This is a genomic window from Lysobacter brunescens (genome assembly GCF_042677005.1).
GTDB lineage: Bacteria > Pseudomonadota > Gammaproteobacteria > Xanthomonadales > Xanthomonadaceae > Lysobacter_I > Lysobacter_I brunescens.
This window is the reverse complement of record NZ_JBHTIF010000001.1, coordinates 2,286,386-2,298,956: the sequence shown is the minus strand read 5'-3', so window position 1 is coordinate 2,298,956 and position 12,571 is coordinate 2,286,386. Positions and strand designations below refer to the sequence as shown.

Annotated in this window: 6 protein-coding genes; 5 read left to right on the top strand and 1 reads right to left on the bottom strand. The window is 63.7% G+C overall.

Annotated features, from left to right (window positions below):
• Positions 1-21 precede the first annotated feature (21 nt).
• Positions 22-795: a hypothetical protein gene (locus ACFQ0E_RS10065; RefSeq protein ID WP_386823518.1), complete on the top strand. Its 774-nt coding sequence runs from the start codon at positions 22-24 to the stop codon at positions 793-795.
• A gap of 9 nt (positions 796-804) precedes the next feature.
• On the opposite strand, the gene ACFQ0E_RS10060 is transcribed toward ACFQ0E_RS10065, so the two are convergent.
• Entirely contained in the window at positions 805-1,332 is a 528-nt protein-coding gene (locus ACFQ0E_RS10060; RefSeq protein ID WP_386823517.1) for a hypothetical protein, read from the bottom strand.
• Positions 1,333-1,586: 254 nt separating this feature from the next.
• Here ACFQ0E_RS10060 and ACFQ0E_RS10055 point away from each other — a divergent pair, with 254 nt between their 5' ends.
• The 4 genes from ACFQ0E_RS10055 (at position 1,587) to ACFQ0E_RS10040 (ending at position 12,491) form a co-directional block, all read left to right on the top strand.
• Positions 1,587-3,854, top strand: coding sequence for a sodium-translocating pyrophosphatase (locus tag ACFQ0E_RS10055; protein WP_386823516.1), 2,268 nt, complete (start codon positions 1,587-1,589; stop codon positions 3,852-3,854).
• A gap of 148 nt (positions 3,855-4,002) precedes the next feature.
• The gene (gene ppa / locus ACFQ0E_RS10050) at positions 4,003-4,557 is read left to right on the top strand and encodes an inorganic diphosphatase (RefSeq protein ID WP_386823515.1); all 555 of its coding nucleotides are present in this window, start codon (positions 4,003-4,005) and stop codon (positions 4,555-4,557) included.
• A gap of 522 nt (positions 4,558-5,079) precedes the next feature.
• Entirely contained in the window at positions 5,080-9,984 is a 4,905-nt protein-coding gene (locus ACFQ0E_RS10045) for a TIR domain-containing protein (protein WP_386823514.1), read from the top strand.
• Between the two features lie 29 nt (positions 9,985-10,013).
• Positions 10,014-12,491, top strand: a complete 2,478-nt coding sequence (locus tag ACFQ0E_RS10040) for a hypothetical protein (protein WP_386823513.1) — start codon at positions 10,014-10,016, stop codon at positions 12,489-12,491.
• The last annotated feature ends 80 nt before the right edge of the window (positions 12,492-12,571 follow it).

The following is a 12,571-nucleotide window of genomic DNA, read 5'->3' as shown; positions in this document are numbered from 1 at the left end:
CTCCACACTGGAGCATCCGCCTTGAACAAGATTCCGCTTGTCGCCGCGCTGGCATGCAGCCTCTCGCTGTTCTCATTGTCGCTGCACGCAGATCAGTTGAAAGTCAAGGCTAGTGGGCTTTCGCCGCAGGATGCTGCGAACCTGCGCGGAAAGTCAGTGGCCGTCACCTTCCATCCACCGAACTTCCTGATGTTCTGGCAGTCGTTCGGTGGAAATCCCGAGGACTTCCTCGCGTATCGCGTACGCGATCCGGCTGCACTGGCGCGTATTCAGTTGTCCAACACACTGAAGGATGCGCTCGAAGCAAACGTACGGGCAATGGATGAGTCTCCGGCACCGTCCGCGAAACCGGAAGACCTGGCGGAAATGCATCGCGAGACAGACTTCGTGCTATCCGTACGCTACACAGGCGGCATCGTGGCACCTGCTCCGGGTGGCAACATGGTCAGCAACCACCTGCATATGCAATTGATCGAAACCGCGTCCGGTCGCATCGTGAGCAACGCGAAGTGCAACGCAACGACCTACAAGCACCCATCGTCGCCTTCTCTTGACGCCCTGCTCGAGAGCAATGCCCGACTCCTCAAGGACATCCTGCTATCACTGTCCTGGAGATGCACGCGTCAATTTGCGATTCAAGGGCTGGGCGTCACGGCAGATCAAGCACCGGTCATCCCGCAGGAGTCCATCGATCCACTCGCGGGGCGCCCTATCACCACTGTCATGGGCGCGCGGCGCGCATCGCGCGAAAAACGTGCCGAGAACGCTGAGCGCAACACGCAGCCGAAGGATTGAACCGGGCGATCAGCCAGCTGCGCCGCCACAGCCCTGCCCCACCATCTCCAGCACCGCCGCATATTCCGGCAGCTTCGCCACGGCACCGGACTGCGCCTGCTGCTTCGCGTCCTGCAGATAGATACGCGCCTGGCCACGGCCGTCCAGCGGTGCTTTCGTGTCGATCGGCTTGCGCCAGATCCGGATCACCGCGGTTCGCGACGGGCAGCCGGCCTGCGGGATGCGGACTTCATCGTTGAGGATCCAGCCCTTCGCTGCGGACGGCATCGCCTTCGCCGGATCGACCAGGCGCGCGCGGGGCTGGCAGCGGCCGGCGGTCTTCGATGCGCCGTAGCGGTACGGCACGGCTGGATCGGTGGTGAACATGCCGCGCAGGTAGGCGCAGGTTTCGGGAATGATGCGGATGGTGTGCGCGCTGCCGACGGCCTGCGGCGGATACGGCTCGCGGCGGATCTCGGGCGCCTGCGCGAGTACGGGCAGGCAGGCCAGCGCAAGGCACAGTCCGGTGCAGGGCGCCCGCAGGGACATGAGGGTCATCGACATGGCATCGACCTCGGACTTGCAGAGAGGGAGGCGCAGGGTGCCGGATCGCGCCTGAACATGCATGCATCCGCACCGCTGCGTATTGGTGCAGCGCGTCATCGCTCCGGTCCGCTTCGCGGCGACACGCCGGATTCCAACACGGGCGGAGCCTGTGCCATAGTCGGGACGTTGCACGTGGCCGCGATGGTCGCGGTCCTGCTGCATCCTGCTTCCGCTGTCACATTCCATTCGACTCTGGGGAGGGTTTCATGCTTGAGCAACACGCAATCTGGATCGCGATCGGCGCCGCCGTCATCGCGATCCTGTACGGCATCCTGTCTGCGCGCTGGATCATGGCGCAGCCGGCCGGCAACGAGCGCATGCAGGGCATCGCAGCGGCGATCCAGGAAGGCGCGGGCGCGTACCTGCGCAGGCAGTACACCACCATCGCCGTCGTTGGCGTCGTGTTGTTCCTGGCGATCGGGCTGGTCCCGGGCCTGGGCTGGCCCACGGCGATCGGCTTCGCGATCGGCGCGGTGCTGTCGGGCCTGGCCGGCTTCATCGGCATGTTCGTCTCCGTCCGCGCCAACGTGCGCACCACCCAGGCTGCGACCAAGGGCCTCAACGAAGCGCTGGCGGTGAGCTTCCGCGGCGGCGCGATCACCGGCATGCTGGTGGTCGGCCTGGGCCTGCTGGGCGTGGCCGGCTACTACTGGCTGGTCGGCAAGGGCGCCACGGACGAGGCCGGCATCAAGGCCGCGCTGCAGCCGATGATCGGCCTGGCCTTCGGTTCGTCGCTGATCTCGATCTTCGCGCGACTGGGCGGCGGCATCTTCACCAAGGGCGCCGACGTCGGCGCGGACCTGGTGGGCAAGGTCGAAGCCGGCATCCCCGAGGACGACCCGCGCAACCCGGCGGTGATCGCCGACAACGTGGGCGACAACGTCGGCGACTGCGCCGGCATGGCCGCCGACCTGTTCGAAACCTATGCGGTGACGATCGTGGCCGCGATGCTGATCGCCGGCATCTCCTTCGCCACCTACGGCAACAGCGGTGTGCTCTATCCGCTGGTGCTGGGCGCGGTGTCGATCGTGGCCTCGATCGTCGGCACCTTCTTCGTGAAGGTCAGCAGCGACGGCAAGATCATGAAGGCGCTGTATCGCGGTCTGATCGTCGCCGGCGCGCTGTCGGCGGTCGGCTTCTGGTTCGTGACCGATGCGATGATCGCGACCAACGCCCGCGAGATCTTCTACTGCGCGATGGTCGGGCTGGTGCTGACCGCCGCGATGGTGGTCATCACCGAGTACTACACCGCCACCGAGTACGCACCGGTGCGGCAGGTCGCGAAGGCCTCCGAAACCGGGCACGGCACCAACGTCATCGCCGGCCTGGCCGTGTCGATGAAGTCGACCGCGCTGCCGGTGCTGGCCGTGGCCTCGGCGATCTACGCCTGCTATGAGCTGGCCGGGCTGTTCGGCATCGCGGTCGCTGCGGTGTCGATGCTGTCGATGGCCGGCGTGATCGTCGCGCTGGACGCCTACGGCCCCATCACCGACAACGCCGGCGGCATCGCCGAAATGTCCGAACTCGGCCCGGAAATCCGCAAGACCACCGACGCCCTCGACGCCGTTGGCAACACCACCAAGGCCGTCACCAAGGGCTATGCGATCGGTTCGGCCGGCCTGGCCGCGCTGGTGCTGTTCGCCGACTACGCGCACAAGCTGGACGAGAAGTACGGCATCAACGCCGTGGACTTCTCGATCGACCGGCCCGACGTGCTGATCGGCCTGCTGATCGGCGGCATGATCCCGTTCCTGTTCGGCGCCTACGCCATGCAGGCGGTGGGTCGCGCGGCCGGCGCGGTGGTGGAGGAAGTGCGCCGCCAGTTCCGCGACATCAAGGGGATCATGGAAGGCACCGGCAAGCCGGAGTACGACAAGGCCGTGGACCTGCTGACCAGGGCCGCGATCAAGGAAATGATCCTGCCGTCGCTGTTGCCGCTGATCATCCCGGTGCTGGTGGGCATGTTCCTCGGCCCGGCCGCGCTCGGCGGCCTGCTGATGGGCACGATCGTGACCGGCCTGTTCGTCGCCATTTCCATGTGCACCGGCGGCGGCGCCTGGGACAACGCCAAGAAGTACATCGAGGAAGGCCACCACGGCGGCAAGGGCAGCGACGCCCACAAGGCCGCGGTGACCGGCGACACCGTCGGCGACCCCTACAAGGACACTGCCGGCCCGGCGATCAACCCGCTGATCAAGATCATCAACATCGTCGCCCTGCTCCTGGTGCCGCTGCTGCCGGCCGACCTGGCTCGTGGCGATACCCCGCCGGAACATGCGGCGCAGGTCGAAGCCGCAGCTGCGGCGGCCGAAGCCGCGGCCGATGCCGCCGCCGCTGCGGCGGAAGCAGCGGCGAAGCAGGCGCCGGCAATGCCTGCGGCCGGGATGCCGGCGGACGCCCCGGCACCCGCCGGTGACGCCCCGGCCAGCGACGCCCCGCAGGCCGAGGCCCCGGCGGCCAGCCCGCCCGGCTGACCCCTGACCGCCAACGCGTGACCCCGAACGGCAGCCTCCGGGCTGCCGTTCGCATGTCCGGCGCCCGGGTCCGGGCATCCCGGGTGCTGCAGCGCAGCAGCGGGCGGCGTAAAATGCCCGCCCCCTTACCGCATCGAATGGAACGCCCATGGGCCTGGACCTCGTCCCCACCGGCAAGAACCCGCCGGAAGAAGTGAACGTCATCATCGAAATCCCGAAGGACGCCGAGCCGGTCAAGTACGAAGTGGACAAGGAAACCGGCGCGATCTTCGTCGACCGCATCCTGTCCACGCCGATGCGCTACCCCTGCAACTACGGCTACATCCCGCACACCCTGTGCGGCGACGGCGACCCGGCCGACGTGCTGGTCATCCTGCCGCTGCCGCTGATCCCCGGCTCGGTGATCCGCGTGCGCCCGGTCGGCGTGCTGCGCATGAAAGACGAGGCCGGCAGCGACGAGAAGCTGCTCGCCGTGCCGGTGGACAAGGTCTTCGCCGGCTACAAGCACATCAACGACATCGCCCAGGTCAGCGAGCACTGGCTGGAGCGCATCGGCCACTTCTTCGAGCACTACAAGGATCTGGAGAAGGGCAAGTGGGTCAAGCTCGACGGCTGGGGCGACGCCGCCGAAGCCAAGCAAATCATTCTGGAGTCGATCGAGCGCTACAACGCGACGCCGGAAGGCGAGAAGCCGCACTTCTGAGTGCTTCGCCACCACGGTGACTCCCCGAAAGCCCGCGCCCTGCGCGGGCTTTCTCGTTCGCGCCCCACATGCCGGGCCGGTTGCAGCGAAGTTCGAGGACATCCGCAATTGAGCGAGACTGCAGCCGCGCGTCTGTCTGCCGTCGCACGCTGAAACAGCTCCGGGCAGGCAATCCTTGCGCAGCAACTGCGTGCTCGCCACACTCTCCGAAAAGGACGTTTGAACTTCCCATACGCGGCCCCATGCCGCTCTTCCTCGCCGACATCCACCTGGCGCGAGCGAAGCGGGCTGGGAAATATCAAGGAAATAGGCGGAAGGATGAATGCCGATGCAAAAGCCGAAAGCGCCCAAGCCGCCACCCTCATCCGCACCCTCGGCTACGGCCGTCGCCACGAATAATTCGCCGATGCCGAAGCGGCGTCGGGAACGAACGGACCACGGAAGTGACGCGTCATTTGGCAGCAGCGAGTGCCAGGCGCGACTCAGGACTGAAGAACGGAACCAACCCCTTCGAGCCCTCCCATGACTGACCAGTCGCCACTAAGGGTTTTCATCAGCTACAGCCATGACTCCGACGCACATCGGGAGCGGGTCCTGGGACTTTCGGAGCGTCTGCGGGGCGACGGTATCGAGACGATCCTCGACCGTTACGTCGAACGCGGATCGCCGCCCGAGGGTTGGCCGCGATGGATGCTGAACGGCCTGGAGAAAGCGACGCACGTTCTGTGCATCTGCACCGAAACCTACTACCGCCGGTTTCGCGGGCACGAGGCGCCGGGCAAAGGCAAAGGCGTGGACTGGGAAGGCGCACTGATGACCCAGGCGCTGTACGACGCCCGCAGCGTTTCGACCAAATTCATTCCCGTGCTCTTCGCAGGCACCGACGCGCCTTCTGTTCCCGAACCGCTGCGGGGACAGACGTTTTACGTCGTGGATTCCGATGCGGGCTACGAGGCCTTGTACGACGCACTGCTGAACCAAAGTGGTGTGGTACCGGGGCCGGTGGGAACCCCGAAACGCAAGCCTCGGGCGACTGGCCAGCAGCTGTCCTTCACGTCAGCTGCCGAAGCCAAAGACAGCACTTCCGATGTCACGCGCAAGATCGCGAGGACGCAGTTGGACAAACACGCGCCGCGCGTGCTGTTCGGCCGCGAGACGGAGTTGGCCGCACTCGACGCAGCCTGGGCGAACGGGACGCTGAATATCTACACGCTGGTGGCCTGGGGCGGGGCGGGCAAGACCTCGCTGGTGTTCCGCTGGGTGCAGACACGCTTCGCGGCGACAGGCTGGCCCGGCGTCGAGCGCTACTTCGACTGGAGCTTCTACAGCCAGGGCACCGACGAAAGCAGGCAGACCTCCGCCGACTTGTTCATCGCCAAGGCGCTCGAATTCTTCGGCGACCCCGACCCGACCGTCGGCAGCCCACATGAACGCGGGGAACGGCTGGCCGGGCTGATTCGCCGGCACCGCACACTGCTGATCCTCGACGGCATCGAACCGCTGCAATACCCGCCGAACGATCCGCAGGCCGGGCGGCTGAAAGACCAGGCGCTCGACGCGCTGCTGCGCGAACTTGCCGCCGACAACCCCGGCTTGGTCGTGATCACCACCCGTGAACACCTGACGGACATCGACAAACTCGCCAACACCGAAGAGCAGAAGCTCGACAAGTTGAACAAGGAAGCGGCGGTCGCCCTGCTGCGGGACCTGCAGATCGTCGGCACGGACGAGGAGTTGCACGCGGCGTGGCAAGGCGCCGGCGGCCACGCACTGACCCTCAGCCTGCTGGGGCGATTCATCGCCGACGCATTTGATGACCACGACATCCGCCACTACCGCGAGGTGAAGTTTAAAGCGGCCGACCAGGAGCACCAGGGCCGCTCGGCATTCAAGGTGATGGTCGCCTACGAGCGCTGGCTGCGCAGCGCCGGACCCGAGCGCCAGCGGGAACTGGCCGTGCTGCGACTGACCGGCCTGTTCGACCGGCCGATGGCGAAGGGTTGCCTGCAGGCCCTGCGGGCGGAGCCGTCAATTCCGGGGCTGACTGACGCGCTGGTGACGCTGACGGAGCAGCAGTGGAACATTGCGGTGACACGGCTGAGCAAGGTGGAACTGCTCTCGGTCTCGCCCGACGCGATCGACGCCCACCCGCTGATCCGCGAGTACTTCGCGGCCCAGTTGAAGCGGGACCAGCCGGAGGCATTCCAGGCAGCCCACTCGCGGCTCTTCGATGACCTGTGCGCGAACACGCCGCACCACCCGGACGGCATCGACGGACTGGCCCCGCTCTACGAAGCCGTCACCCACGGCTGCCTCGCCGGACGGCATCAGGAGGCGCGCGAGAAAGTCTACCGCGACCGAATCCTCCGCGGCGCGGTGAACGACGGCTTCTACAGCACTAAGAAACTCGGGGCGATCGGGGCCAACCTCGCGGCAATCGCGGCCTTCTTCGACGAGCCGTGGAGCCGGGTGTCGCCGAACCTGACCGAAGCCGATCAGGCCTGGCTGCTGAACGAGGCTGCGTTCCACCTCCGTGCCCTCGGCCGCTTGACCGAAGCGCTGCAACCAATACGTGCAACTCTTGAACTCAACGGGGCAAGCGGCCGTTGGAAGAACGCAGCCGTTGTTGCCAGCAGCCTAAGCGAGTTGGAGGTGACGCTGGGCCGCTTGCCGGACGCCGTGACAGACGCCCGCCAGTCGATCACCCACGCCGACCAGAGCGGCGATGCGTTCCAGCGGATGAGCACACGCACCGCGGCGGCGGATGCCTTGTACCAGTCCGGCCAGCGGGCCGAAGCCGGCACCCTCTTCGCCGAGGCCGAACGGATGCAGCAGGAAAGGCAACCGCAGTTCGATCTGCTCTATTCGGTGCAAGGCTTCCAATACTGCGACTGGCTGCTGGCTCCCGCCAAACAGGCCGCGTGGCAGAAACTTCTCAATCAGACCTTCTCAAGTTCTAAATCTCAAATCTCAGATTGCCTTGCCGAGGTCGAACGCCGGGCGAAGACGACGTTGAGTTGGTCGACCCCAAGAAACTTGCTCCTCGACATTGCCCTCGATCACCTGACCCTCGCCCGCGTCGGGTTGATCCGGGCGATCCTGGCGAACCCGCTCCCGCAACCGACGCTCGACCTGACGCACGTCGCCGCTGCGGTCAACGGCCTCCGCGCCGCGGTATCGATGGATCAACTTCCCCGCAGCCTGCTCACCGCCGCTCTCTACCACTTCGTCCGCGGCGAGCACAACCTCGCCCTGAAGCATCTGGCCGAAGCCCAGCAGATCGCCGAACGTGGCCCCATGCCGCTCTTCCTCGCCGACATCCACCTGACGCGAGCGCGCCTCTTCCACGACCACGACGAGCTCGCGAAAGCGGCCAAACTCATCCGCACCCTCGGCTACGGCCGTCGCTACGAAGAACTCGCCGATGCCGAACGCGCCGACAAGATCGTGCAAACCGAAGGCAAGCGATCTACGTCTGGTGCCGGAGAAACGCAACACGTTATCGGCGGCCTCGCCAAGAATGCTTCGGAAAGCGATTTGCCTAAAACCGTAAGTGATTCAACCTTGACACATCCACAAACAGAGAACAAACCGACGATGAGCTTCCATGTCTTCCTTAGCCACAACAGCAAGGACAAGCCAGCCGTCCGTGATTTGAAGCAACAGTTGATCGGATATTCGCTAACGGTCTGGCTTGACGAAGATGAATTGCAGCCCGGGATTCCTTGGCAGCAACTGCTGGAAGACGGCATTCACCAGTCACGCAGCATCGCGGTGCTGATTGGGAAAGATGGCCTTGGCCCATGGGAGGACGAGGAAATGCAGGCCGCTCTCCGGCTTGCCGTCGCCGATAAGCGACCGGTGATTCCGGTGCTCATGCCCGGGGCTGCTGCCCAACCCAAATTGCCGATGTTCTTGGGCAACCGCACTTGGGTTGATCTCAGGAACGGATTCACGAAGGACGGACTCAACAAGCTTGTATGGGGCATCACTGGAAACAAACCGCCCCCGCTCGCCGCTCCACGCACTATTGCGGCAATTGAATTCACTCTGGACCGCCCCTTAAGCGAATCTGACGAAGCTGCATTTCGTTCAGCGTTTCAGCAGGCAACGGGAATTGATGCAAGCCTTGTGCGAATTGCCTCCATTCGCTCAGGAAGCACGATTGTACGCATGGAAGCATCACCTGACGTTATTGAAGACGCCGTCAGACAGTTTCAATCGGCACAGGAGAAGCTGCACAAGTTCTCTCAATTGACTGGATTGAAAGTCATGCGATGGGCGATCGGCGGAACCGAGTATGAATTGAAGGTCGAAGCGTCTGAGGCTGGGATGCAAATTCCACGCCTTCTGGCGAGATTTCAAGAGGAAGACGGGCAACCATTGGAAGTCGATGATGGCGGAGACGACGGTTGCCCAGCGTATTGGATCGATCTGTGGATTGATGGGGCTCCGCCCGAAACTACAAAGGTGGCTTTTGAAGTACTTGATGATCCGGAAAGGGACGAACCGTCCTGGACAGTCAAGCGCAAGAAGTCGGCCGCTAGGGACTTTTTGACGGATGACTTCACATCGTATGGCGACGTTAAGATCATCGCAGTTGGAACTGCAAGCGACCATCGTCTCCTATGGGAGATCAAGTCTTCACTGCTTGATGCTCTGATGCGCGGCTATCGCACGAATATTCCAAACAATGCAGCCTACCGACGTGCGATTGATCAGCTGCGGACGGAATCCAGCCTTCCCTCAAGCCCTGTGATTTCCTCGTCGATCACAACTCCACGATCCAACAACAAAGGGAATACAATGACTCGCTGCAAAGTTCTGTTTCTCGCCTCTGCTCCGTTGGATTGTGACCCGCTCGAATTGGACGAAGAAGCGCGAGCCATCGGGCTGCGGATCCTTCAGACTGACCATCGCGATGCCATCGATTTCGTGTCGAAGTTCGCCGTCCGTCGCGACGACCTGCAGCTTTACCTCAACAAGGAAGGGCCGCACGTCCTGCACTTCAGCGGTCATGGCACGAAGGATGAGATTGAGTTCAAAGGAGACGATGGCAACGCTGTGCCTGTCTCCAAGGCCGCCCTAAAGGCGATGCTGAAGGCGGTGAAGGACAATATTCGTCTGGTCATCCTCAATGCCTGCTATACCGGTGAAACGGCAGACTCAATCACTGACGTGATCGATTGCGCTATCGGAATGAAACGCGGAATTAGCGACGAGGCCGCCCGCGTTTTCGCCGCCTCGTTCTATCTCGCAGTTGGATTCGGGCGTTCGGTCAACAATGCCTTTGATCAGGCCGTCGCGTCTATTCAGGTAATGGGTATTCCGGAAGACAAAACACCTGTCTTGACCTGTCGTGATGGCGTCGATCCCAACGACATGTTTCTCGTCCAAGCAACGGTCAAACAGTCAAACCCCCAGTAGACTCACCGGAAACCGACCGGCGCACGCCGGTGAGTCAGAATTTTCCCGCGCCACGCAGTCGTCATGGTGAGGTTCAAGGCATTTTTGCTCCGTCGAGACTCACTCGGCATGCGGCTCGCAATTTCTTTGGACGTGAGCAGGAACTGGAGCTCATTGATCAGGCGTGGGCAGATTCCGGCATACACGTCTTCAGCCTTGTCGCCTGGGGCGGTGTCGGCAAGACAGCACTGGTCACAGAGTGGCTGGCGACGCGGATGATTGCCAAAGGTTGGCCCGGCGTCGAACGCTACTTCGACTGGAGTTTCTATTCGCAGGGAACCGGAGAGTCCAGGCAGACGTCATCCGCATTGTTCATCCACGATGCCCTCAATTTCTTTGACGATCCTGACCCGACGCTTGGAACTGAATGGGAACGCGGCGAGCGGCTGGCCGAGCTGGTTCGTCGGCACAAAACGCTACTGGTGCTCGATGGCATCGAGCCGCTGCAATATCCGCCGACGGATCGCTCCGGGCAAGCAGGCCGACTCAAGGATCAGGCCCTCGAATCTCTGTTGCAGAGTCTAGCTCAGGACAACAACGGCTTGTGCCTCGTCACCAGCCGCGAACACCTTGCCAACATCGAAAGCTATCCGACACAGAGGGAACATAAACTCGACAAGCTGACCCTGGACGCGGCGATTCGGCTGATTCGTCATCTGCAGTTGATTGGTACGGACACAGAGATCGAAGCGATGTGGGAAGCCCTCGACGGCCACACCCTGTCGATCCTGCAACTCGGCCGGCTCCTCAGCCGAGGTTTCGGCAAAGACCTTCGCAAATGGCGGGAGATCGGTTTCACGAAGGCCGACAAGCTGCATCAGGGTCGCTCGACGATGAGGGTGATGGCGAAGTATGAGTCGTGGCTGTTATCGGGAGACAAAGAACGGCAACTGGAGCTGGCGATCCTGCGTTTGATGGGTCTGTTTGAAAAGCCGATGTCGCCGGGCTGCTTTGAGGCCCTGCGAGCCTCGCCCGCGATCGCAGGGCTGACGGAGTTATTTACGGATTCGGAAAATTTTGAAGTCGAAGCGGCGGTAACCACGCTGATCGAGAACGAACTGCTGTCGCACGAGGGCGAGGACTATGCCGGTTCACTGCTGGAAGCGCCGATCGACGCCCACCCGCTGATCCGCGAGTACTTCGCGGCCCAGTTGAAGCGGGACCAGCCGGAGGCGTTCCAGGCGGCTCACTCGCGGCTGTTCGATCATCTCTGCGAGAACACGCCGCACCGCCCGGACGGCATCGACGGACTGGCCCCGCTCTACGAAGCCGTCACCCACGGCTGCCTCGCCGGGCGACATCAGGAGGCGTGCGACAAGGTTTACCTCGACCGAATCCTCCGCGGGGCGGGCCGCGACGGCGTCTACAGCACCAAGAAACTCGGGGCAATCGGGGCCGACCTCGCGGCGGTCGCGGCCTTCTTCGACGAGCCCTGGCGCGAGGTATCACCGAACATCATCGAAGCCGCTCGGGCCTGGCTGCTGAGCGAGGCCGCATTCCGCCTCCGTGCCCTCGGCCGCTTGATCGAAGCGCTGCAACCGATGCGTGCCGGGTTGGAGATGGCAGTTCGTCTGAAATACTGGAAGAACGCGGCACAAGGTGCCAGCAATCTGAGCGAGTTGGAGGTGACGCTGGGCCGCCTGCCGGACGCCGTGACCGACGCCCGCCAATCGATCGCCCACGCCGACCAGAGCGGCGATGCGTTCCAGCAAATGGTCAACCACACCACGGCTGCGGATGCCTTGCACCAGTCCGGCCAGCGGATGGAGGCAGGCACGCTCTTCGCCGAGGCCGAACGGCTGCAGCAGGAACATCAGCCGCAGTTCGACCTGCTCTATTCGTTGCCAGGCTTCAACTACTGCGGCTGGCTGCTGGCACCCGCAGAACAGGCCGCGTGGCAGCAACTTCTCAATCAGCCCCTCTCAAATTTGGAATCTCAAGTCCTAGATGGCCTTGCCGAGGTCGAACGCCGGGCGTCGACGACTCTCCGATGGGCGATCGACAACCGTGTGTCTCTTCTCAGCATCGCCCTCGATCACCTGACCCTCGCGCGCGTCGGGCTGATCCGGGCCATCCTGGCGAACGCGCTGCCGCAACCGACGCTCGACCTGCCGCACGTCGCCGCCGCCGTCAAAGGCATCCGCGCCGCAGGAACGATGGATCACCTTCCCCGTGGCCTGCTCACCGCTACGCTCTACCGCTTCGTCCGCGGCGAGCACGCCCTCGCCCTGAAGCACATGACCGAAGCCCAGCAGATCGCCGAGCGCGGCCCCATGCCGCTCTACCTCGCCGACATCCACCTGACGCGAGCGAGACTCGCCGCAATTGTGAGGGCGAAAGGCGGAAGGATGAACGTCGATGCGATAGCCGAACTGGCCCAAGCCGCCCAACGCATCCGTGACCATGGCTATGGCCGTCGCTATCAGGAACTCGCCGATGCCGAAGCGGCGATTGGGGGCAGCCGATGAAATCTGAGCCGCCGCGCCCATGACGCCCCCGACAAGCCCGCGCCCTGCGCGGGCTTGTCCTTTGCGGGACCCATGGGACG

Excerpts from the sequence above, each read along its gene's own strand:
- ACFQ0E_RS10055 (WP_386823516.1), top strand. The coding sequence starts at position 1,587 with ATGCTTGAGCAACACGCAATCTGGATCGCGATCGGCGCCGCCGTCATC.
- ppa (WP_386823515.1), top strand. The coding sequence starts at position 4,003 with ATGGGCCTGGACCTCGTCCCCACCGGCAAGAACCCGCCGGAAGAAGTG.
- ACFQ0E_RS10060 (WP_386823517.1), bottom strand. The coding sequence starts at position 1,332 with ATGACCCTCATGTCCCTGCGGGCGCCCTGCACCGGACTGTGCCTTGCG.
- ACFQ0E_RS10045 (WP_386823514.1), top strand. The coding sequence starts at position 5,080 with ATGACTGACCAGTCGCCACTAAGGGTTTTCATCAGCTACAGCCATGAC.